The organism is Brevundimonas alba, from assembly GCF_011927945.1.
Classification (GTDB): domain Bacteria; phylum Pseudomonadota; class Alphaproteobacteria; order Caulobacterales; family Caulobacteraceae; genus Brevundimonas; species Brevundimonas alba.
The window spans coordinates 197,794-220,088 of sequence record NZ_JAATJM010000002.1; the positions used below are offsets into that span (position 1 = coordinate 197,794).

Consider the following 22,295-nt stretch of genomic DNA (forward strand, 5'->3'; position numbering starts at 1 on the left):
CCTTTCCGTATTCAGTTCACCGTCGCCTTGACGATCTTGCCCGGGTTCCGGGGCGGCTCGCCCTTCGGCAGGGCGTCGACGTTCTCCATGCCTTCGATCACCTCGCCCCAGACGGTGTACTGGCCGTCGAGGAAGGAGGCGTCGTCCAGGCAGATGAAGAACTGGCTGTTGGCGCTGTTCGGATCCGAGGTGCGGGCCATGGAGCAGACGCCGCGGGCGTGACGCTCGCGCGAGAACTCGGCTTTCAGGTTCGGCTTGGACGAGCCCGAGGTGCCGGTGCCGGTCGGATCGCCGCCCTGGGCCATGAAGCCGGCGATGACGCGGTGGAAGACCACGCCGTCGTAGAAGCCTTCGTTGGCCAGCTCGGTGATGCGGGCGACGTGGCCCGGCGCCAGGTCGGGGCGCAGCTTGATGACCACGTCGCGGGCTTCGCCGTCGCCGGTGTCCAGGGTGAAGGTCAGGGTTTCGGCCATCGGGGGCTGCTCCTTGTGAAATGTCGCGGGTCCATAGCCCGCAATCCCGTCGGGGGCTATGTGGATGCGATGAGCGACGAAGAAAAGCCCGCCGAACGCCGCCGCATGGTGCGCCCGCCCTCGGGCGGCACGGCCGCCGGTCGCGGCATGGGCACGAAAATGAAGACGGCGGACACCAAGTCCATGTCCAGCCAGCAGTGGATCAAGCGCCAGCTGTCCGACAAATGGTCGGAGAAGGCGCGCGCCGAGGGCTGGCGCAGCCGCGCGGCCTTCAAGTTGATCGAGATCGACAACCGCTTTCACCTGATCAAGTCCGGCAGCCGGGTCATCGATCTCGGCGCCGCGCCAGGCGGCTGGGTGCAGGTGGCGCTGAAACGGGGCGCCAAGGCGGTGGTCGGCGTGGACCTCTTGCCGATCGAGCCCATCCCCGGCGCCGAGCTGATCCAGGCCGACTTCACCCATGCGGGCGTCGATCAGCAGATGATGGACCTGCTGGGCGGCGCGCCCGACCTCGTCCTGTCCGACATGGCGCACAACACCGTGGGCCACCGACAGACCGACCACCTCAAGATCATCGCCCTGATCGAGATCGCCGCCGACTTCGCCATCCGGACGCTGAAGCCGGGCGGGCATTTCGTGTCCAAGAATTTCCAGGGCGGCGACGCCGGCGGCGTGCTGGCCCGGCTTCGCGAGGAGTTCGAGACGGTCAAATACGTCAAGCCGGAATCCAGCCGGAAGGACAGCGCCGAAGTGTTTCTGGTGGCGATGAACAGGAGATAGGCGCGGATGCTTCCAGCTCTTCTCACCAGCCTTCAGGCGATAATCCTCACATTGGTGCCGGGCAGTGAAATTGAGAGCCGCGTTAGTGGCATGCGGCGCGACGAGCCTCGTGTCGTCGATATGGATGAGGCCTTCTATCCCGGCGGCGCTTACGTGAAGTCCGGGAGAGTCGCGCTGAACGGGCGCTGGTGGGCGGAAGATGGCCGCCTTTGCACCCGCCTCGTATATGCGCAGTCAGAAACGTGGTGCCGCGTGATCGCCAAGGATGAACACGGCCGTCTCTTCGCTGCAGGTTCGGTTGGGGACCTCAACGCCGGGCGCGTCGCGGAAATTCGGTTCGTTCCGATCGAGGATTAGCTCGGGCTCACGCCGAGGCCAGCTCCGCCGCCCGCTTCGCCTTCCGCGCCTCGATTCGGGTCCAGACCCGGTCATGCACGGTGAAGAACACCGTCTGCACCAGCGGCTCGATAATCCCGATGGCCAGCGCCGTCTTCCAGTTCTGGGTGAGGGCGAAGGCCACGGTCACCGCCACGGTGAAATGCATCAGGCCATAGGTGACGGTCTTGGCGGCGATCTGCTTCAGCGAGCGGGGCAGGGCGTGGCTGTGCCCGTGATGCCCCCCGTGGACCCGGCGCTGCTCGTGCGGGTCCATGACCTCCAGACGCGCGGTGAAGGCTTCGGCCGCCTCCTCGACATCCGACAGCCGGCCGCGCTGCTCGATCCGGTGCCAGACGCGGTCGTGGATCGAATAGGCGATGGTCTGGAAGAATGGCTCCACCACGCCCACGGCCAGCGCCATCCGCCAGTCGCGGGTGATGGCGAAGGCCACCAGAATCGCCACCACGAGGTGCATGACCCCATAGCTCGCGATCTTGAGCGCGAGGCGGCGGGCGGTGCTGATCAACAATCCAACCATGTGTCTTTCAGATGTGGGCGCGGCGCCGCATCCCGCAAGGCAATTGTTCTTATCGTCCTCATAGGCGCGGGCGGCCCTTGCGGTTCCCCGCAATCCACCGCTATACGCGGCCCGCAAAACGGAGACTCCTCATGGAGATACGCGAAGGGCTCACCTTCGACGATGTTTTGCTGGAACCCGGCCCGTCAGAGATCATGCCCGCCGATGCGGATGTCTCGACGAAGCTCACCCGCGACATCAGGCTGAACATCCCGCTGACCTCGTCCGCCATGGACACGGTCACTGAAAGCCGCCTCGCCATCGCCATGGCCCAGGCCGGCGGACTGGGCGTCCTCCACCGCAACATGACGGTCGAGGAACAGGCCGACATGGTCCGCGAGGTGAAGCGGTACGAGAGTGGCATGGTCATCAATCCGGTGACCATCCATCCGGAAACCACCCTCGGCGAGGTCCGCGAGATCGTGGCCCGCAAGAAGATCAGCGGCTTCCCGGTGGTCGACCGCGCGACCGGCAAGCTGGTCGGCATCCTGACCAACCGCGACATGCGCTTCGACACCGACCCGAATCGCAAGGCCGCAGAACTGATGACCACCGGCGAGCTGGTCACGGTGCGCGAGGGCGCCGGGCGCGACGAAGCCCGGGCCCTGCTGCGGGACCGCAAGATCGAACGGGTCATCGTTGTTGACGAGGACTATCGCGCCACCGGCCTGATCACGATGAAGGACATCGAGAAGGCCCAGGCTCACCCTCACGCCGCCAAGGACGACCAGGGCCGGCTTCTGGTCGGCGCCGCCTCCACCGTCGGCGACGCGGGCTACGAGCGATCCATGGCTCTGGCCGAAGCGGGCGTGGACGTGGTCGTCATCGACACCGCCCACGGCCACTCGATCCAGGTCTCGCGCGTGGTCGAGCGCATCAAGCGTGAATCGAACCGCATCCAGATCATCGCCGGCAATGTCGCCACCTACGACGCCGCCCGGGCCCTGATCGACGCCGGCGCGGACGCGGTGAAGGTCGGCATCGGCCCTGGCTCGATCTGCACCACCCGCATCGTCGCCGGCGTCGGCGTGCCCCAGCTCACCGCCGTCATGGAGGCCGTCCGCGCCGCCCGCGACAGCGGCGCCCCGGTCATCGCCGACGGCGGGATCAAATATTCGGGTGATCTGGCCAAGGCCATCGCCGCCGGCGCGTCCGCCGCCATGATGGGCTCGATGTTCGCCGGCACCGACGAGAGCCCCGGCGAGGTCTTCCTGTATCAGGGCCGGTCCTACAAGTCGTACCGCGGCATGGGCTCTGTCGGGGCCATGGCCCGTGGCTCGGCCGATCGATACTTCCAGAAGGAAGTCTCGGACCAGATGAAGCTGGTGCCCGAGGGCATTGAGGGCCAGACGCCTTACAAGGGCCCCATCGCCCCCGTGCTGCACCAGATGGTCGGCGGTCTTCGCGCCGCCATGGGCTACGTCGGCGCCGCCACCATCGCCGACTTCCAGGAACGCGCCCGCTTCGTGCGCATCACCGGCGCGGGCCTGCGGGAGAGCCACGTCCACGACGTGATGATCACGCGCGAGGCGCCGAACTACCGGCAGGGCTGAGCAGGGGAGCGCAGGCCATGGATATGACGCCCGAGTTTATCGTTCTGGCCTGCACCCTGATCCTGGCGCTCGTCCAGATCGCGGCGGCCGGCGTGGCTAGGACCGCGGAACTGGGCGGCAAGTGGAACGCCGGGCCCCGTGACGGCGAGGCCCCTCCGCCCGGCAAGATCGCCGGGCGGCTGATGCGCGCCCAGGCCAATCTGTTCGAAACCCTGCCGATCTTCGCCGCCGCCGTGATCATGGCGCATATCGCGGGCAAGGACGGGCAGATGACCGCCCTCGGGGCGCACCTCTACTTCTTCGGGCGGCTCGTCTATGTGCCGCTCTACGCCTTCGGCATTCCCTACATCCGCTCGCTGGTCTGGATCGTCTCCGCCGCCGGGCTGGTCATGGTTCTCGCCGCCCTGTTCGTCTGAAAGCCCGCATTGACCCCAGCCGCCCGCCTCGCCGCCGCCGCCTCCGTCCTCGACAGCATCGCGCAGGGGCGCGCCCCCGCCGAGGTCGTGCTCAAGGCCTGGGGCGCCGCCAACCGCTACGCCGGGTCCAAGGACCGACGCGCCATCGCGGACCGCGTCTACAAGGTGCTCCGCGCCCGCGGACGCCTCGTCTGGGCCATGGGCGGCCGCGAAGACGGCCGGGCGCTGGTCATCGGTTCGCTGGCCCTGATCGACGGCCTGCCTCTGGAAGAGATCGAGGCCCTGCACGCCGGCGAAGGCTATGGCCCGCGCCCGCTTTCCAAACAGGAGCGGTCCCGCATCACGGCGGGGGAGGGCGATCTGCCGGGCTGGGTCTCCGCCGGCCTGCCCGAGTTGGTGGTCGAGGACTTCAAGGCCACCTTCGGCGACCGCTGGAGCGAGGAAGCCCGCGAGCTGATGGCCCCCCGCGCGCCGATCGACCTGCGCGTCAACACGGCAAAGAGCTCGGTGGCCAGCGTCGCCGCCGAATTGACCGCCGCCGGCCTCGCCCCGGAGCCGACGCCGTGGTCCGCCGCCGGCCTCCGCCTCGCGTCCGAGCCGCCGCCCAATGTGCAGGCGCTCGAGGCCTTCAAGGCCGGCCGCATCGAGATCCAGGACGAAGGCAGCCAAATTGTCACCTGGCTGGCGGGCGCCGGTCTGACCTTCACGCCCGGCAGCATCGTCGTCGACTATTGCGCCGGCGGCGGCGGCAAGACGCTGGCCCTGGCGGTTCAGGCGCTCCCGGACGCCGACGCTTCGCAGGTTTCCGCGCCGAAGCCGACCGGATGGTCCCCGACCGGCGCGGACGAGGCCGCCGCTGCACGCGTCGCGCCGCCGGTCTCTGGCATGCGCCTGATCGCCTGCGACGTGGTCCAGAAGCGGCTCGACAACATCCGTCCCCGCCTGCAGCGCGCGGGCGTCGCCGCCGACCTGCGCCTGCTGGGCCAGAATGGCGGCGGGGTCGAGGAATTCAACGGCAAGGCCGACCTCGTCTTCGTCGACGCGCCCTGCAGCGGCTCCGGCACCTGGCGCCGCCGTCCCGAGGACGCCTGGCGGCTCAAGCCGGACGAGGTCGAGCGCCTCCACGTCCTTCAGCTCCGCATCCTCGATCAGGCCGTGCAACTGGTGAAGCCGGGCGGCCGTCTCGCCTATGTCACCTGCTCGATGCTCACCCGCGAGAACGAGGCCACGACCGAGGCCTTCGAGGCCGCCCACCCAGACTTCCAGCCCCTGCCGGTGGCCGACGCCCTGGCCTCGCCCGACCTGACCGACGCCGCCCGCGAACGCCTCGGAAGCGCTGCCGCAGGCCACCGCCTGCGCCTGTCGCCGGCCTCGACCCACACCGACGGCTTCTTCCTTGCCCTCTACGAGCGGCAGGCGTGAGCCCCATCCACCATTCCGCCCCGGAGCTCGCATGACCGCCCCCGCTGATCACCAGAAGGTCCTGATCGTCGACTTCGGCAGCCAGGTGACCCAGCTGATCGCCCGCCGCCTGCGCGAGGCGAACGTCTATTGCGAGATCCACCCGTTCGACAAAGCCGAGACGGTGGTCGATACACTCAAGCCGCAGGCCATCATCCTCTCCGGCGGTCCGGCCAGCGTTCTGGAGCCCGACAGCCCCCGGATCGGCCGCAAGCTGTTCGACCTCGGCCTGCCCATGCTGGCCATCTGCTACGGCCAGCAACTCCTCTGCGATGTGCTCGGCGGCACGGTCGAGGGCGGCCACGCGGGCGAGTTCGGCCGCGCCGAAATCGTCATCGCCGACGAGACGCCCTTCTTCGCCGGCATCGGCGCCGTCGATCACCGCGAAACGGTCTGGATGAGCCACGGCGACCGGGTCGTCGCCATACCCGAGGGCTTCCGCGTCGTCGCGACCTCGGCAGGCGCTCCGTTCGCGGCGATCGCCGACGAGGCGCGGAAAATCTACGCGGTCCAGTTTCACCCCGAGGTCCACCACACCCCGCGCGGCACGGAAATCTACCGCAACTTCCTGTTCGGCATCGCCGGCCTGAAGGGCGACTGGACCATGGCGGCCTATCGCGACGAGAAGATCGCCCAGATTCGCGAGCAGGTCGGCTCGGCCAAGGTCATCTGCGGCCTGTCCGGCGGCGTCGACTCCTCCGTCGCAGCGGTGCTGATCCACGAAGCCATCGGCGATCAGCTGACCTGTGTCTTCGTCGACACAGGCCTGCTGCGCAAGGACGAGGCGCTGCAGGTCACCACCCTGTTTCGGGAGCACTACAACATCCCGCTGGTGCACGTTGATGCGTCGAAGGAATTTCTCGGCGAGCTGGCCGGCGTCAGCGACCCGGAGACCAAGCGCAAGACGATCGGTCGGGTCTTCATCGAGATCTTCGACCGTGAGGCCGCCAAGGTGGAAGGCGCCGCCTTCCTCGCCCAAGGCACCCTCTATCCGGACGTGATCGAGAGCGTCTCGGCTTCGGGCGGACCTTCGGCGGTCATCAAGAGCCACCACAACGTCGGCGGCCTGCCCGACTTCATGAAGCTCAAACTGGTCGAGCCCCTGCGCGAACTGTTCAAGGACGAGGTCCGCGCCCTGGGCCGCGAACTCGGGCTGACGGACGCTTTCGTGGGACGCCACCCGTTCCCCGGACCGGGTCTCGCCATCCGCATCCCCGGCGAGATCACGCCCGACGCCGTCGAAACCCTGCAGCAGGCCGACGCCATCTACCTTGAGGAAATCCGCAAGGCTGGCCTCTACGACCAGATCTGGCAGGCCTTCGCTGTCCTGCTCCCGGTCAAGACCGTCGGCGTCATGGGCGACGCCCGTACGTATGAAAAGGTTCTCGCCCTGCGCGCTGTGACCTCCACCGACGGCATGACGGCGGACTTCTTCGAATTCCCGTGGGACGTTCTGGGCAAGACCGCCACCCGCATCGTCAACGAGGTCCGGGGCGTCAACCGGGTGGTCTATGACGTGACCTCCAAGCCGCCGGGCACGATCGAATGGGAATGATTCAGAGCCTTCTGAATCTTTCCAGAGCGCTTCCGAAAATCGCGCTAAAACACTGACTTATAAGATAAATACTTTCGCAGCCTCTCGGTACCATTCGAGGGGCTGCTTTCGTCTGCGTCGGTCGCTCTGACGGTCCCGCAGCCATTGCCCGGTCGGAATCCGCTCCATACCGTCAGAGGGCCCAGAGCGTCCTGACGGTCTTTTTTCGAACCAAGCTACGGATTTGGCGAAGGAAAATGATCCCGAAAGACCTCGAAAGCGCCTGACGGTCTTTTGGAGTCAAAACGGTATGCTTACAGACGCCGCATTGCGAAATATTCGCCCAAAATCAAAGTCTTATAAAATGACCGACAGGGACGGTCTGTACCTGCTGATCTCGCCCAAGGGCGGCATCGCCTTCAAGTACGACTACCGCTTCAACGGGCGGCGGGAATCCGTGACGCTGGGCGCCTACGGTCCGGCGGGCCTGTCGCTGGCCAAGGCCCGCGAGAAGGTCATCGACGCCAAGCGGATGATCGCCGAAGGCGTCTCGCCCGCTCTGGAGAAGCAGAGGGCCAAACGGCGCCTGCAGCAGGCCCGGAGCTTCGAGCATGTGGCCCAGCGCTGGATGGATCATGCGCCCATGGCGGACAGTACCCGCAACATGCGGCGGTCCATCTTCAACCGGGAAATCCTGCCGCAATGGCGCAACCGGCTGCTGAACGAGATCACGCCCAACGACCTTCGCGCCCACTGCAAGACCATCGTCGAGCGGGGCGCGCCGGCGACGGCCGTCCACGTTCGCGACATCGTCAAACAGATCTACGCCTACGCCATCCTGCACGGCGAGAAGATCGACAATCCGGCCGACGGGGTCGGGCCGGCCTCAATCGCCACCTTCCGGCCGCGTGACCGGTCGCTGTCGCCGACCGAGATCCGGATCGCTCTGAACCTGCTGGGGGAGGTGGCGACCCTGCCAACCATCCGCCTCGGCCTGAAGTTCATCCTGCTGAGCATGGTCCGGAAAAGCGAGCTCCAGGACGGGGTCTGGGACGAGGTGGATTTCGCCAACGCCGTCTGGTCGATCCCCAAGGAGCGGATGAAGCGGTCGCGGCCGCACAACGTCTACCTCTCGACCCAGATGCTCGACATCCTGATCGCGCTGAAGACCTGCGCCGGCAACTCCCGCTACATCCTGCCGTCGCGCTATGACGCCGACGCGCCGATGTCGCGGGCGACCTTCAACCGGGTGACCTCGGCGATCGCCGAACGGGCACGTGAGCGGGACCTGCCGTTGGAGCCCTTCACGGTCCACGACCTGCGGCGGACCGCTTCGACCCTTCTGCACGAGATGGGCTTCAACTCAGACTGGATCGAGAAATGCCTCGCCCACGAGGAGCGATCGTCGCGCGGCGTCTACAACAAGGCCGAGTTCGAGGCCCAGCGTCGGCACATGGCCCAAGAGTGGTCGAACGCGGTGGACGCCTGGGAGGCGGGGCGGGCGTTCACGCCCGTGCTCGTCATCCCGGAAACGGCCGGTCCTCGCTTCGATCCGCGGCTCTGACAGGTCGGGTGATCCGCTTGCGGACGTCGGGCGGCGGCGCCCGGCGGATGGGCTTGGCCCGGCGAAGCGCCAGCCAGGCCTCGACCTCGGCGAGGTCCCAGACGACACAGCGCGGCGTCAGCAGGAACCGGCGAGGAAACTGTCCGCGCTGTTCCATCTCCCAGATGGTGCTGTCGGCTAGCGGCACCATCTGACGGAGCTGCGGCTTCTTGATCGTGCGCCTCAGCGGCGGGTCGGCCTGGGCCATCGAGTCTCTCCACGTTGCTGTGGGGAATCGAACTCGAAAGACTGCGGAAGGCCTAGCCGCAACCTCTCCACCGTAGGCTTACGGCGCACATGGGCGAGGGGGGTTGAACATTTCCATAGTTCGACTAATTCGGAACTATGGAAACCGAAGCCTCGATTCTCGCTCTCGCCGCCCTGGCGCAATCGACCCGGCTGGAGGCGTTTCGCCTTCTCGTGCGTCACGAACCCGATGGTTTGCCGGCCGGTGACATCTCCAACCATCTGGCGATTCCGGCCAACACCCTGTCGTCCCATCTCGGCGTCCTGACCCGCGCGGGGTTGATCAAGTCGGAGCGGCGCAGCCGGTCGATCATCTACCGGGCCGACCTGGACCAGTTCCGTGACCTGGTCCTGTTCCTGCTCAAGGACTGCTGCGGCGGAAGGGCGGACCTGTGTGAGCCCCTGCTGGCTGAACTCGCGCCCTGCTGCCCCTGAGGATCCCGTGGACATCGTCATCTATCACAACCCCGCCTGCGGGACGTCGCGCAACGCGCTTGAGCTCATTCGCCACGTCGGCATCGAGCCGCATGTCGTCGAGTATCTGAAGACGCCCCCGTCGCGCGCCATGGTCGCCTGGCTGGCCGAACGGACCGGCAAGCCGCTGCGCGACCTGTTGCGCGAGAAGGGCACGCCCTTCGCCGAACTGAGCCTCGGCGCCCCGGACCTGACGGACGATCAGTTGCTCGATGCGATCGAGGCCCATCCGGTCCTGCTCAATCGCCCGATCGTCGTCAGTCCTCTGGGCGTCGGCCTGTGCCGACCCTCCGAAGCCGTCCTGGACCTGCTGCCCGCCGATGATCTCAAGCCTTTCGCCAAGGAGGACGGCGAGGTCGTCATCGACGCCGCCGGACAGAGGGTGAAGCGATGATCGACACGCCCGTGACAGACGCTGCGCCGCGTCGCCTGTCCTTTCTCGACCGCTGGCTGACGCTGTGGATCTTCGCGGCCATGGGTCTCGGCGTGGCTCTGGGGACACTGGCGCCGGGCCTGCCCGCCTGGGTCGACAGCCTCTCGGTCGGCACGACCAACATCCCGATCGCCATGGGTCTGATCCTGATGATGTACCCGCCGCTGGCCAAGGTCCGATACGAGGAACTGCCGCGCGTCTTCGCCGACAAGCGGGTGCTGGCCCTATCCCTGTTCCAGAACTGGGTGCTGGGACCGGTGCTGATGTTCGCCCTGGCGGTCATCTTCCTGCGCGATCAGCCGGAGTACATGACCGGGGTGATCCTGATCGGGCTGGCGCGCTGCATCGCCATGGTGCTGGTCTGGAACCAGCTGGCGCGCGGCGACAACCAATATGTCGCCGGTCTCGTCGCCTTCAACTCGATCTTCCAGATCCTGTTCTTCAGCCTCTACGCCTGGATCTTCCTCACCGTCCTGCCGCCCCTGTTCGGCCTGCAGGGCAGCGTGGTGGACATCAGCGTCTGGACCATCGCCGGCGCGGTGCTCGTCTACCTCGGCCTTCCCTTCCTGGCCGGCTTCCTGACCCGTCGCAGCCTGATCGCCCGCCGAGGCACCGACTGGTACGAGCGGCGCTTTCTGCCGCGCATCGGCCCGATCACCCTGATCGCCCTGCTGTTCACCATCGTGGTCATGTTCAGCCTCAAGGGCGGGGAGGTGGTGGCCCTGCCGCTGGACGCTCTGCGCATCGCCATTCCGCTGACGATCTATTTCCTCGTCATGTTCGTGGTCAGCTTCCTCATGGGCAAGCTGATCGAAGCCGACTATCCGCGCACCACGGCCTTGGCCTTCACCGCGGCCTCGAACAATTTCGAACTGGCCATCGCGGTGGCCATCGCGGCCTTCGGCCTGACCTCGCCGGTCGCCTTCGCGGCCGTCATTGGCCCACTGGTCGAGGTGCCGGTGCTGATCCTGCTGGTGTCGGTCGCGCTGTGGATGGGCCGACGCTGGTTTCCGGACACAGCCCCGTCGGGGGACGCCGGCTGATGGTCGTCCTGCAAATCGTGGACGGGGATGACGCCGGGCTGATCGCGGCCCTGGGCGGCGAGGGCCTCCCGGAGCCCGGCGCCGGCCGCTACTTCACCGCCCGCGAACACGGCGCCCTCGCCGGATACGTCGGACTCGAAGGGGAGGGGCGGGATCTGCTGCTGCGCTCCCTGGTCGTGTTCGCCGACCGGAAGGCCCAAGGACTGGGCAGCCGCATCCTGACCGCCGTCGAAGCCGTGGCGAGGGACCTGGGCGGCGAGCGGCTTCACCTGCTCACCACGACGGCCGAGCCCTTCTTCGCCCGGCGCGGCTTCGCCGCGGCCGAGCGGGCGGCCGCGCCCGTCGCGATCCGGCGAACCCGCGAGTTCGCGGACGTCTGCCCGGCGTCGGCCGCCTATCTGACCAAGGACCTGTGACGACCTTCGCCCGCCTGCGCTCGTTGCCGGACCCGGATCATCTGCCCGCCGTGGATGCGGCCTATCTGTCCGCCGGTCCCGCCCGCGGCCTCGGCCCGCACGACCATGCGCCGCGGATTTTGCTCCTGTACGGGTCGCTGCGCGAGCGCTCCTATTCGCGGCTCTGCGTCGAGGAGGCGGCCCGGCTGCTGCAGCGGATGGGATGCGAGACACGCATCTTCGATCCCTCGGACCTGCCCCTGCCGGGCTCGCCGGGCGACGACGCCCACCCGGCGGTGCGCGAGCTACGCGAGCACGCCCTGTGGTCGGAGGGCATGGTCTGGTGCAGTCCGGAACGGCACGGCCAGGTGTCCGGCGTGATGAAGCTGCAGATCGATCACCTGCCGTTGAGCCTGGGCAGTCTGCGCCCGACCCAGGGCCGCACCCTGGCGGTCATGCAGGTCTCGGGCGGGTCCCAGAGCTTTAACGCCGTCAACACCCTGCGCCTTCTCGGACGCTGGATGCGGATGGTCACCATCCCGAACCAGTCGAGCGTGGCCAAGGCCTTCCAGGAGTTCGACGAGGCCGGCCGGATGAAGCCCTCGGCCTATTATGAGCGGATCGTCGACGTGATGGAGGAACTGGTGCGCTTCACCATCCTCGTCCGGCCCCATGCGGTTCAACTCGTGGACCGCTATTCCGAACGCAAGGCGGCCGGAATCCCGTTCGACGTCGCGACGGATCTGGCGGCCATCGCCATCGCCGCTCAGTGAGGGCTCGGTCCCGGACGCCGTCCCGAGCCCTTGAGGGCGGCGCCTCTGCGTTGGCGACCGCGGCGGCCCCGGGGGCTCACGGAGCCGGCTGAACCGTCTTCGGCGCCGAGGTTCGAGCGAAGCCGACCACGAGAACGGCGATGGTCAGCAGTTGCACGGCCACGCCCTCGACGGTGGGATAGAGGCCGAGGATCTCGATGCGCGGGACCCAGGTGAGCGGATGGACGTCGAGCCAGCCCGCCTCCTGCAGCGCCGCTACGCCCTTGCCGACGAGGATGACCGACAGGACGGCCATGAGGATCGAGCTCAACGAGAAGAACCGGCCGATCGGAAGGCGCTTGCTGTAGGCCAGCAGCGCCCAGGCCACGACGGCCAGGATCGCCACCGCGGTGAGGGCGCCGGCCAGCATGCCGACATGGCCGCCCTGGCTCCAGATCGCCGCATAGAACAGGATCGTCTCGAAGACCTCGCGATAGACCACGACAAAGGCAAGCAGGAACAGGAACCAGGCCGAGCGCTTCGAAAGCGCCGCGGAGAGCTTGTCGCGGATATAGGTCTGCCAGGCGTCAGCGTGCGACTTTCCATGCATCCAGATGCCGACCGAGACGAGCACGACGGCCGCCAGAAGCGAGCCGAACCCTTCGGTGAGTTCCCGGCTGGCGCCGCTGATGGAGATGAAGAAGGTCGCGGCCGCCCAGGTGGCGCCGCCGGCGACCAGCGCGGCCACCCATCCGCCGTGGACGTAGCGCAGCACCTCGGGTCGTTCAGCCTTCCGGAGGAAGGCGATCATCGCCACGACGATGAGCAAGGCTTCCAGACCTTCGCGAAGCAGGATGGTGAAGGCGCCGAGGAAGCTGGCGAGATTGTCCGCCTCCTGGGGCGCGAGCGCGCGCTCGGCGGTGTCCAACAGGGCGTTCAGTCGGGCGACGCGGTCCGCGACCTCTTCGGTCGGCGCGCCCTTGCTGATCGAGGCGCGGAGTTCGGTCATGGCCGTCTCGACCCGACGCAGCAACGCGCCGTCCCGGGCGCCGAGCGCCGGTTCCACCGGTTCGAAGCCGTCGAGATAGGCCGAGAGGGCGAGGTCCGTGGCGGTCTTGCGGTCGCCCCGGCGATAGGCGGCTTCGCTTTCCGCCAGACGCGTCCGGGCCAGGCTCAGGGTCGCGCCCTGGGGTCGGGCTGTCGCCTCGGGGTGACGACGCAGATAGGCCGTGACCGCCCGCGCCTTAGTCTCGCCGATGCGCGCAGCCAGGTCCGCCGGCGTGGCCTGGGTGACGGCGGCCAGATCGGGATAGGCGGCGCGGATCGCCGGGTCGCTTTCCCAAAGGCGTTGGCCTTCGGCGGCTTCGGCATCGGTGAAGGCGAAACGGCCCACATAGAAGGCCAGGGCCCAGCGGTCCTCGGCCGGAAGGTGCGCGAAGCTGGCCATCGCCGTGCCGTCGAGGCCCTGGTCGATGACCTGATAGAGACCGAACACGCTGCGCTGGCGGGCGCGCTCGACATCGGCGAAGGCGATCGGAGGCGGATCAAGGCCTGCGGCGCCGGCGCCGTCGGCGCGGCCCGTGACGCCGTGGCAGACCGCGCATTGCTCGGCATAGAGCGCCGCGCCGCGGGCCAGTTCGGGCGGGAACGACGGCGCGAGCGGGCTCGGATAGGCCGTCAGCACCGCGGCGGCCAAGGCTTTCGCCTGGTCGCCGACGACGCGCGGGTCGGCCTTATCGCGAATGGCGCCCTGCAGGGCGACGGCGTCCCTCACCAGACCGGCCTTGGCCGGGTTGGCCGGCAGGGCGTCCAGGCGCGTCCGGATCTGGCCGCCGAACTCGACCATCTCGCCGTACTCGGCCGGATTGGTCACCTGGCCGTTCGCCACGGCGCCGGCGTAGTCGACCGCCACATAGTCGAGCAGTCGCCAGGCGACCTGGGCCTCGGAAGCGGACGGCGCCTGGGCGACGGCGGGCGCAGCCAGCCCCAGGGCGAACAGCAGGACGAGCAGACGGAGCAGAGGACGCATGAAAAACCTAGCTGTGAGCGGTTCGCATTAGCAGTCGGCAGGACAGAATGTCGCGGCTAAAGCGACGCCGTGTGATCGTGCAGGGCTTCGATCACCTTGCAGGCGGAGACCTGGCCGCCGGCGCATTCGGCGGTCATTCGCGACAGTTCGCCCTGGAGCGCTTTCAACTGGGCGATCTTTCGCTTCACATCGGCCAGATGGCGTTCGGCGATGGCGTTCGCCTCGGCGCAGGGCCGGTCCGGATGATCGGACAGGTCCAGCAGGGAGCGGATCGAGTCCAGATCGAACCCCAGCTGACGCGCATGCCGGATGAACGAGAGGCGGCGCTCGGCGTCGTCGTCGTACATGCGCCGGTCGTTCGCGGTCCGCGGCGGAACGGCCAGCAGCCCGATCTCCTCATAGAAGCGGATGGTCGGAACCTTGACGCCGGTGGCGGCGGCGAGCTTGCCGATAGGACGCAGGCCGGCCGAAGCGGGAGAGGGCAGGGGCATGGCGTCACCTCGGGTCGAACGGCTGCAGGTCGGAAGGCGACCGGCCGGTCCGGATACTGGACCCTCTAGCCGCTAGAGGATCAAGCCCGCCGCGGCGTTTTTGATCGGTTCGGGCGGGAGCGAAGTTTCCGCTTGATCCTCCAGCGACTGGAGGAGGCATCCTCGGGGTGAAAGGTGGAGCTCGATGACAGAACATCCCTCGTCCCCGCAAGCGGCCGCTTCCAGCTGCGGCTGCGGCGCGGCCGTCAAGTTCGACGGCGCCACCCCGGCGTATCGCCGTATCCTGATGGCGGTGATCGCCATCAACGGCCTGGCCTTTGTGGCCATCGCCGGCGGCGCCGCCTTGCAGGGTTCGGCCTCGCTGGGCGCCAACGCCCTCGACTTCCTGGCCGACGCCGCCACCTACGGCATCAGCCTGGCCGTGATCGGCCGCTCGGTCGCCGTGCGATCCACCGCCGCCCTGGTCAAGGGCGCCAGCCTGGCGGCGCTGGCCCTGTTCATCCTGGGATATGCGATTTGGCGCGCCACGACCGGGGCGGCCCCGGAGGGCTTCGTCATCACCGGACTGGGCGCGCTGGGCTTCTTCGCCAACGCCCTGGCCGCCCTTCTGCTGGTGCGGCATCGCGAGGGCGACGCCAATGTCCGCTCGGTCTGGCTATGTACGCGCAACGACCTGATCCAGAGCCTGGTGGTCGCGGTCACGGGCGTCGCCGTCTGGTTGACCGCGTCCCGCTGGCCCGACCTCATCGCCGGCGCGATCCTGGCGGTCGTCTTCCTGCAGTCGGCCTGGTCGATCCTCAAACAGTCCCGCCAAGAACTGAAGGCCGCGGCGTGACGGCGAGCTTCACCCCCGCGCTCGGCCATGCCGCCCTCAGCGGCTTCTATGACCCCGCCATCGCCGTGCTGACGCGCGAGCGCGTTTGGCGGGCGCGGCTGCTCGACCAGGTCGCGCCGAAGCCGGGCGAGACGATCGTCGACCTCGGATGCGGCACCGGCTCTTTCGCGGTCGGTCTGGCGCGCCGGGCGCCGGGCGCGCGGATCATCGGCCTCGATCCTGACGGCGAGATCCTCAGGCGCGCGGCGGCGAAGGCCGAGGCCGCCGGCCAGAACATCCGTTTCGTCGAGGGGTTTGCGCGCGACGTGGCCGCGCTGGTGGGCGACGGGGTCGCCGACAAGGTCGTGTCCAGCCTGGTCTTCCATCAGCTGCCGATGGAGGAGAAGCGCCTTGGCGTGGCGGCGAGCGGGCGAGCGCTCAAGCCCGGCGGGACGCTCCACATCGCCGACTACGGGCGTCAGTCGGGCGTGATGCGCGCCCTGTTTCGCATCGTCCAGTCGCTGGACGGCTACGAGAACACCCAGCCGAACGCGGACGGCGTCCTGCCTCGCCTGATCGCCGAAGCGGGTTTCTCCGACCTGCGCGAAACTGGCGCGTTGGCCACCTTGACCGGCTCAATCTCCTTCTATCGGGCGGAACGTCCGTATGAGGTCTCCGCGTGAGAGACGGTGCGACGATGGCGCGATTGCAGTCGCGCCGGACCGTGTTATGGGACGCCATGGGATTCTCCTCGGCCAGACACGGTTGGATGGCGGCGCTGCTTGCGTCGTTCCTGGCCCTGTTTGTCCTGGTCTCCGCCGTCGAGGCCGCGACCTGCGCCCCCGAGGCCGTGACGGCCCATGCCGTAGAGATGGTCGCCGACGCCCCCTCGGACGACGGCGATACCGACCGACCCGATCAGCATGCGATCTGCTCTCACGGCCACTGCCACCACGGCGGCGTCGCCGTGCCGCAGACGCCTGACGCGCCGGCCGTGACCCACGCCGGGGGCGATCTCGACGCCCTGCCGCTGGCGGACGGCTTGCCGTCCCGCATGCCCGCCGGACCAGACCGCCCTCCCAGAGGCTGACGGGACTGCGCGCGAACGCGCGCCTTCACGTCAACCATCCGGGAAACAGGACCTATGCCATCCCCTAAACGCCGTCTGCCGCACCCCGCGGCCGGCGGAGCCGCGATCGCCCTCGCGGCGATCCTGGCCATGCTGGCCCCAAGGTCAGCCTTCGCCGAACCCGTCACCCTGGCAGACGCGCTGTCTCGCGCCGCAGGCTCCTCGCCGGCGCTCGCCGCCGCCGAAGCCGACGTGGCCGCCGCCGTCGGTCGCGCCCAACAGGCCGGCTTCCGGCCCAACCCCGAACTCGGCCTCGAGGTCGAGAATTTCGCCGGCACCGGCGGCTTCTCCGGCGTCGATGACGCGGAAAGCACCCTGAGCGTCGGCCAGCGGTTCGAACTCGGTGGCAAGCGGCCCGCACGCGAGCGCGCCGCCCAGGCCGAGGTGGACGCAGCCCGGCTGCGCCTCGCCGTCGCCCGCGCCGATCTGGAGCAGCAGGTGCGTGACGCCTACGCCGAGGCCTATGCGGACGGCCGCCGGGTCGAACTGGCCCGCGACCAGTTCCTGCGCGCCGACAATCTGCAGACCATCGCCACCGAATTGGTGGACGCCGGCCGCGAGCCGCCGTTGCGGGCCCTGCGGGCGCGCACGGCCGCCCTGGAAGCGGTCGGACGGGTCCGGGCCGCCGAGGCCGAATACGCCGAAGCCCAGCGGGCGCTCGCCGCCCTGTGGGGCGGCGGCGAAGACCTGCCCGAACCGACTGCTCCGGAAGCCCCTGCGGCGCCCGGCGCCGTCATCGATCCAGCCAACGCGCTCGACGTGCGTCTCGCCGAGGCGGAGGTGGCGACCTCGATCGCCGTCGTCGATCGGGAACGGACCCTGTCGCGTCCAGATGTAACCGTCAGCGTGGGCGCCCGGCAGTTCCGGGGCACGGATGACACCGCCCTGGTCTTCGGCGCCTCCATGCCGATCGGTCTGTTCGACCGCAACCAGGGCAATATCGCCGCCGCCAACGCCGAGCGGACCGGAGCCGAGGCCCGCCGAAACGCCGCCCTCGCCGGCGCGATCCGGCGGACCCGGGACGCCCAGGCCGCGCTGCGCACGGCCGAGGCACAGTTGGCCTTCCTCGAAACCCAGGCCGAACCCGAAGCCATCGAGGCCGTGCGCATCGCGCGTGAAGGCTTCTCGGCCGGCCGCTTCACCCTGCTGGACGTGCTCGACGCCGAAGAGGCGCTCAACACCGTCCAGGCCGACATGATCACCGCCGAGCTGGAGCGGGCGCAGGCCGTCGCCGCCCTGACGCGCGCCACCGAAACCGAAGGATCCGCCCAATGAAGAGATTGACCAACCAGCAACGTCTGCTGGCCGGAGCGGCCGCGACGGTCATTCTCCTGGGGGGCGGGTTCGCCGTCTGGAGCATGACCCGCGGTCCGGACGCCGCGCCGGAAGCGAGCGCCGAGGCGGAAGAGGAGCACGGCGCCGGCGAGGCCCTGGAGATGGACGCCGCCCGCATCCAAGCGGCCGGCATCGTCGTGGCGCCGGTGGGCAGCGGATCGCTGAGCGCCGAGATCGTCGCCCAGGGCACCGTCGTCGGCACGCCTCAGGGCGAGGCCGTCCTCGCGGCCCGCGCTGACGGCGTGATCACACGAGTCTCGCTCCGCCTCGGCGACAGCGTTCGCGCCGGACAGACCGTCGCGCTCATTGAAAGCCGCGAAGCCTCCTCGATCGCCGCTGAGCGGGCGACTGCCCAGGCCCGGCTGACGGCGGCGCGGCAGGCGCTCGCCCGCGAGCAGCGCCTGTTCGACGCCAAGATCACCGCGCGGCAGGATCTCGAAGCGGCCCAGACCGTCCTGGCCGAGGCCGAGGCGGAATACCGGCGGACGACGTCCGCCGCCGCCGCCGCCCGCGTCTCCGGCGACGGCCGCAGCACGGGCGTGGTCAGCCCGATCAATGGACGGGTGACGGAATCTAACGCGACGCTCGGCGCCTTCGTGACGGCCGGGACCGAACTGTTCCACGTCGCCAACGCCAGTCAGATCGAGGTGCAGGCCTCGGTCTCCGCTGACGACGCCGGCCGGATCGCTCCGGGCGACCGGGCGACCATCACCCTGCCGGAAGGCGAGGTCCAGGCGACGGTGCGCTCGATCACCCCGGGCGTGGACGCGGAAAGCCGCGCCGCCACCGTCCTTCTCAGCGTCTCGGGCGTGGGGGGCTTGCGTCCCGGCCAGGCGATCGCGGTGCGGATCTACACCCGCGACGCCGGGACGACCGAGGGCGTCTCGGTGCCCGAAGAAGCCATTCAGACCGTCGAAGGCCGCGAAGTGGTGTTCGTCAGGACCGCCAACGGCTTCACCGCCGCGCCGGTCATCGTCGGCCAGCGCAGCGCCGGCCGGGCCCAGATCACCTCCGGCCTGACCGCGGGGCAGACCGTCGCCACCCGCAACGCCTTCCTGCTGAAGGCCGCGCTCGGCGCCGGCGAAGTGGAGCACTAGGCCATGATCGCCAACCTCATGGCCCTGTCGGTGCGGGCGCGATGGATGATCATCGCCCTCGTGCTGATGGTTTCGACCTACGGCGCCTGGCAACTGACCCAACTGCCCATCGACGCCGTGCCGGACATCACCAACAACCAGGTTCAGATCAATACCCAGGACGCCTCGCTCTCGCCCGTCGAGATCGAGAAGCGGGTGACCTTCCCGGTCGAGACGGCCATGGCCGGCATTCCCGGCCTGCAGGAAACGCGGTCGCTGTCGCGTAACGGGTTCTCGCAGGTCACGGTGATCTTCGAGGAGAACGTCGACCTCTATTTCGCGCGCCAGCAGGTCAGCGAACGACTGGTCCAGGCCCAGGAAAGCCTGCCCGAGGGCGTTCAGCCCCAGATCGGACCCGTCACCACGGGTCTGGGCGAAGTCTTTATGTACGCCATCGACTACACCAACCCAGGCGGGCGCGGCGCGACCGTGCGCAACGGCCAGCCGGGCTGGCAGTCCGACGGGTCCTTCCTCACGCCCGAGGGCGATCGTCTGACCGACGACATCTCCCGGGCGGCCTATCTCCGGACCGTTCAGGACTGGATCATCGCGCCGCAACTGCGGACGGTGAACGGCGTCGCCGGCGTCGACACCATCGGCGGCTTCGAGAAACAGTATGTCGTCGAGCCCGACCCGACCCGGCTGGCCCAGTACGGCGTCTCGTTTAGCGAGTTGGCCGAGGGTCTGGAGGCCGCCAACCTCTCCGTCGGCGCCAATTTCGTCGAGCGCGGCGGTGAAGCCTATCTGGTGCGGGCCGACGCCCGTATCCGCAGCCTGAGCCAGATCGAGGAAGCCATCGTCGCCACGCGCGGCGGCGTTCCCGTCGCCGTGCGCGACGTCGCCGCCGTTCGCCTCGGCGGCGACCTGCGCACCGGGGGCGCGACGATGAACGGCCACGAGGTCGTCATCGGAACCACGCTGATGCTGATCGGCGAGAACAGCCGCACGGTCGCCCGTTCGGTCGGCGAACAGCTGGAGACGACCGTTCGGTCTCTCCCGCCGGGCATCAAGGTCACGCCCGTTCTCGACCGGTCCAAGCTGGTCAACGCCACCATCTCGACCGTCCAGCGCAACCTGATCGAGGGCGCCATCCTGGTCGCCATCGCCCTGTTCCTGCTGTTGGGCAACGTCCGCGCCGCCCTGATCGCGGTCGCGATCATCCCGATCTCCTTCTTCATGACCGCCATCGGCATGAATTTCATGGGGGTGTCGGGCAATCTGATGAGCCTGGGGGCGCTCGACTTCGGCCTCATCGTCGACGGCTCGGTGATCATCATCGAGAACTGTCTGCGGCGGCTGGCGGAGCGACAACACCACGAGGGCCGGTTGCTGAGCCTGCGCGAGCGGCTCGAGGAAACCACCATCGCCACCCAGGAGATGATCAAGCCGACCGTCTACGGCCAGGCCATCATCCTGCTGGTCTTCGCGCCGCTGCTCACCTTCCAGGGCGTCGAGGGCAAGACCTTCTCGCCCATGGCCATCACCCTGATGCTGGCCCTGGTCGCAGCCTTCATCCTGTCCATCACCTTCATCCCGGCGATGGTCGCCCTGGTGATGCGCAACAAGGTCTCCGAAAAGGACGTCTTCGTCATTCGCTGGATCAAGGCGAAGTACGAACCGGTGCTGCGTCAGGCCGTGGCCCGGCCCTGGCCCTTCGTGGGCGGCGGTCTGGCCCTGTTCGCCGTGGCCGGGGTGATCTTCACCATGCTCGGCCAGGAGTTCATCCCGACCCTGGACGAGCGCAACCTCGCCATGGCCTCCCAACGGGTGCCGTCGACGGCGGTGGAGCAGTCGATCCGCATGCAGCGCGGCGTCGAGCGGGCCATCGTCGCCCTGCCCGAGGTGGAGGTGATGTTCTCCAAGACCGGCACCGCCGAGGTGGCCACCGACCCCATGCCGCCCAACATCTCGGACGGCTTCATCATCCTCAAGCCGCAGGACCAGTGGCCGGAAGGGGTGAACACCAAGGAGGACGTGATCGAGCGGGTCGAGGCCGCGGCCAACGCCCAGGTCGGTCAGGGCTATGAGCTCAGCCAGCCGATCGAGCTGCGGTTCAACGAATTGATCGCCGGCGTACGCGGCGACGTCGCCATCAAGCTCTATGGCGACGATCTCGACAAGTTGACCGCCACGGCCAACCAGATCGCGGCCCAGCTCAACGCCACCCCGGGCGCGGCCGACGTCAAGGTCGAACAGACCGACGGAGCGCCGTCGCTGGACGTCACCTTCGACCGGGCCGCCATCGCGCGCTTCGGCCTGACCGTGGAGGAGGTCGCCGATACGGTGGCCGCCGCCATGGGCGGGCGCGAGGCCGGGCAGCTGTTCGAGGGCGACCGCCGCTTCGACGTGGTGGTGCGCGTACCCAACGCCAGCCGCCACGACCTCGATGCGCTCGGCGCCATCCCGGTGATGCTGCCGGAAGCGGAGGGCCGCACCCGTGCCTCCGTGCCCTTGCGGCAGGTGGCCTCGTTCCGCTTCGCCGAGGGGCTGAACCAGATCAGCCGCGAGAACGGCAAGCGGCGCGTCGTCGTCCAGGCCAACGTCCGCGGTCGCGACGTGGGTTCGTTTGTCAGGGAGGCCATGCCCAAGGTGGAGACGGTCGCCTTGCCGGCTGGCTCCTGGATCGAATGGGGCGGCCAGTTCCAGAACCTCAAGGCGGCTTCGGACCGCCTGTCGCTGGTGGTGCCGATCTGCTTCCTGGCCATCTTCGCGGTGCTCTTCCTCGCCGTGGGGACGTTCGGGCGGGCGGTGGCGGTCTTCCTCACCGTGCCGCTCGGTCTGGCGGGCGGGGTCTTCGCCCTGGCCCTGACCGGCATCTCCTTCTCGGTGTCGGCGGCGGTGGGCTTCATCTGCCTGGCCGGGGTCGCGGTGCTGAACGGCCTGGTCGTCATGTCGTCGATCCGGCAGCGGCTCGATGACGGGATGGAGCTCTCCCGTTCCATCATCGAGGGCTGCATGGAGCGGGTGCGCCCGGTCATCATGACGGGTCTCGTCCCGGCCATCGGCTTCGTGCCCATGGCCCTGGCCCACGGCACCGGCGCCGAGGTGCAGAAACCCCTGGCCATGGTCGTCATCGGCGGCCTGGTCACGGCGACCCTGCTGACGCTGCTGGTCCTGCCGGCCATGAGCCGGCTGGTCCTCGGTCTGACCGAGGGGCGGCGCTCCAGACCCACCGACGCGCCGGCCGCAGAGCCGGTTCCGGCGGAATAGTCCCGGTCCCCGCCGTCGCATCGGCGGCGGGGA

23 protein-coding genes are annotated in these 22,295 nt (G+C 68.7%); 18 read left to right on the top strand and 5 right to left on the bottom strand.

All coding sequences use genetic code 11. From position 1 onward, the window contains the following. Positions 1-11 precede the first annotated feature (11 nt). Positions 12-473, bottom strand: a complete 462-nt coding sequence (locus tag GGQ87_RS11385) for a peptidylprolyl isomerase (RefSeq protein ID WP_168047902.1) — start codon at positions 471-473, stop codon at positions 12-14. 69 nt (positions 474-542) lie between these two features. Between GGQ87_RS11385 and GGQ87_RS11390 the strand changes: the two genes are divergently transcribed. Continuing rightward, positions 543-1,253 carry an RlmE family RNA methyltransferase gene (locus GGQ87_RS11390; RefSeq protein ID WP_168047903.1) on the top strand — a complete coding sequence of 237 codons (711 nt, stop codon included), beginning with the start codon at positions 543-545 and terminating at the stop codon, positions 1,251-1,253. A gap of 6 nt (positions 1,254-1,259) precedes the next feature. Beyond that, entirely contained in the window at positions 1,260-1,610 is a 351-nt protein-coding gene (locus GGQ87_RS11395; RefSeq protein ID WP_168047905.1) for a hypothetical protein, read from the top strand. A gap of 7 nt (positions 1,611-1,617) precedes the next feature. On the opposite strand, the gene GGQ87_RS11400 is transcribed toward GGQ87_RS11395, so the two are convergent. Next, on the bottom strand, positions 1,618-2,157 hold the full coding sequence (locus GGQ87_RS11400) for a DUF2061 domain-containing protein (protein ID WP_245161578.1): 540 nt from the start codon (positions 2,155-2,157) through the stop codon (positions 1,618-1,620). A 143-nt stretch (positions 2,158-2,300) separates the two neighbouring features. On the opposite strand from GGQ87_RS11400, the gene guaB reads away from it, so the two are divergent. The 5 genes from guaB (at position 2,301) to GGQ87_RS11425 (ending at position 8,736) form a co-directional block, all read left to right on the top strand. After that, positions 2,301-3,761, top strand: a complete 1,461-nt coding sequence (gene guaB, locus GGQ87_RS11405; protein WP_168047908.1) for an IMP dehydrogenase — start codon at positions 2,301-2,303, stop codon at positions 3,759-3,761. Positions 3,762-3,778: 17 nt separating this feature from the next. After that, positions 3,779-4,177: an MAPEG family protein gene (locus GGQ87_RS11410; protein WP_245161579.1), complete on the top strand. Its 399-nt coding sequence runs from the start codon at positions 3,779-3,781 to the stop codon at positions 4,175-4,177. 9 nt (positions 4,178-4,186) lie between these two features. Then, the gene (locus GGQ87_RS11415; RefSeq protein ID WP_168047909.1) at positions 4,187-5,599 is read left to right on the top strand and encodes an RsmB/NOP family class I SAM-dependent RNA methyltransferase; all 1,413 of its coding nucleotides are present in this window, start codon (positions 4,187-4,189) and stop codon (positions 5,597-5,599) included. Positions 5,600-5,630: 31 nt separating this feature from the next. After that, on the top strand, positions 5,631-7,193 hold the full coding sequence (gene guaA, locus GGQ87_RS11420; RefSeq protein ID WP_168047911.1) for a glutamine-hydrolyzing GMP synthase: 1,563 nt from the start codon (positions 5,631-5,633) through the stop codon (positions 7,191-7,193). 289 nt (positions 7,194-7,482) lie between these two features. Further along, the gene (locus GGQ87_RS11425; RefSeq protein WP_168047912.1) at positions 7,483-8,736 is read left to right on the top strand and encodes a tyrosine-type recombinase/integrase; all 1,254 of its coding nucleotides are present in this window, start codon (positions 7,483-7,485) and stop codon (positions 8,734-8,736) included. On the opposite strand, the gene GGQ87_RS11430 is transcribed toward GGQ87_RS11425, so the two are convergent. Continuing rightward, positions 8,693-8,983 carry a helix-turn-helix transcriptional regulator gene (locus tag GGQ87_RS11430; RefSeq protein WP_168047914.1) on the bottom strand — a complete coding sequence of 97 codons (291 nt, stop codon included), beginning with the start codon at positions 8,981-8,983 and terminating at the stop codon, positions 8,693-8,695. The two genes, GGQ87_RS11425 and GGQ87_RS11430, sit on opposite strands and share 44 nt — an antisense overlap. A gap of 137 nt (positions 8,984-9,120) precedes the next feature. On the opposite strand from GGQ87_RS11430, the gene GGQ87_RS11435 reads away from it, so the two are divergent. Genes GGQ87_RS11435 through arsH form a run of 5 tightly spaced genes read left to right on the top strand, consistent with a single transcriptional unit; the run spans position 9,121 to position 12,139 of the window. Further along, positions 9,121-9,456: an ArsR/SmtB family transcription factor gene (locus GGQ87_RS11435; RefSeq protein ID WP_168047916.1), complete on the top strand. Its 336-nt coding sequence runs from the start codon at positions 9,121-9,123 to the stop codon at positions 9,454-9,456. A gap of 7 nt (positions 9,457-9,463) precedes the next feature. After that, positions 9,464-9,889, top strand: coding sequence for an arsenate reductase (glutaredoxin) (arsC, locus tag GGQ87_RS11440; protein WP_168047918.1), 426 nt, complete (start codon positions 9,464-9,466; stop codon positions 9,887-9,889). Further along, positions 9,886-10,971 (top strand): ACR3 family arsenite efflux transporter, encoded by a 1,086-nt coding sequence (gene arsB, locus GGQ87_RS11445; protein WP_168047920.1) that lies wholly within the window; start codon positions 9,886-9,888, stop codon positions 10,969-10,971. The genes arsC and arsB overlap by 4 nt, the downstream gene beginning before the upstream one ends. Continuing rightward, positions 10,971-11,387, top strand: coding sequence for a GNAT family N-acetyltransferase (locus GGQ87_RS11450; RefSeq protein WP_168047922.1), 417 nt, complete (start codon positions 10,971-10,973; stop codon positions 11,385-11,387). Before arsB ends, GGQ87_RS11450 begins: the two co-directional genes overlap by 1 nt. Beyond that, positions 11,384-12,139 (top strand): arsenical resistance protein ArsH, encoded by a 756-nt coding sequence (gene arsH, locus GGQ87_RS11455; RefSeq protein ID WP_168047924.1) that lies wholly within the window; start codon positions 11,384-11,386, stop codon positions 12,137-12,139. Before GGQ87_RS11450 ends, arsH begins: the two co-directional genes overlap by 4 nt. Before the next feature lie 76 nt (positions 12,140-12,215). Here arsH and GGQ87_RS11460 read toward each other — a convergent pair whose 3' ends face one another. Beyond that, positions 12,216-14,147, bottom strand: a complete 1,932-nt coding sequence (locus GGQ87_RS11460) for a cytochrome c/FTR1 family iron permease (RefSeq protein WP_168047926.1) — start codon at positions 14,145-14,147, stop codon at positions 12,216-12,218. A 56-nt stretch (positions 14,148-14,203) separates the two neighbouring features. After that, entirely contained in the window at positions 14,204-14,638 is a 435-nt protein-coding gene (locus GGQ87_RS11465; protein WP_168047928.1) for a MerR family transcriptional regulator, read from the bottom strand. A 184-nt stretch (positions 14,639-14,822) separates the two neighbouring features. Here GGQ87_RS11465 and GGQ87_RS15455 point away from each other — a divergent pair, with 184 nt between their 5' ends. From GGQ87_RS15455 to GGQ87_RS11490, 6 genes are all read left to right on the top strand, one after another. Next, positions 14,823-15,473 (top strand): cation efflux transmembrane domain-containing protein, encoded by a 651-nt coding sequence (locus GGQ87_RS15455; RefSeq protein ID WP_245161580.1) that lies wholly within the window; start codon positions 14,823-14,825, stop codon positions 15,471-15,473. Further along, positions 15,470-16,135 carry a class I SAM-dependent methyltransferase gene (locus GGQ87_RS11470; protein WP_342448353.1) on the top strand — a complete coding sequence of 222 codons (666 nt, stop codon included), beginning with the start codon at positions 15,470-15,472 and terminating at the stop codon, positions 16,133-16,135. Before GGQ87_RS15455 ends, GGQ87_RS11470 begins: the two co-directional genes overlap by 4 nt. An 86-nt stretch (positions 16,136-16,221) precedes the next feature. Beyond that, positions 16,222-16,542 (top strand): hypothetical protein, encoded by a 321-nt coding sequence (locus GGQ87_RS11475; RefSeq protein ID WP_168047932.1) that lies wholly within the window; start codon positions 16,222-16,224, stop codon positions 16,540-16,542. A gap of 54 nt (positions 16,543-16,596) precedes the next feature. Beyond that, positions 16,597-17,856 (top strand): TolC family protein, encoded by a 1,260-nt coding sequence (locus GGQ87_RS11480; protein WP_168047934.1) that lies wholly within the window; start codon positions 16,597-16,599, stop codon positions 17,854-17,856. After that, entirely contained in the window at positions 17,853-19,013 is a 1,161-nt protein-coding gene (locus GGQ87_RS11485; protein WP_168047936.1) for an efflux RND transporter periplasmic adaptor subunit, read from the top strand. Before GGQ87_RS11480 ends, GGQ87_RS11485 begins: the two co-directional genes overlap by 4 nt. A gap of 3 nt (positions 19,014-19,016) precedes the next feature. Beyond that, positions 19,017-22,262, top strand: coding sequence for an efflux RND transporter permease subunit (locus tag GGQ87_RS11490; protein WP_168047938.1), 3,246 nt, complete (start codon positions 19,017-19,019; stop codon positions 22,260-22,262). Positions 22,263-22,295 lie beyond the last annotated feature (33 nt).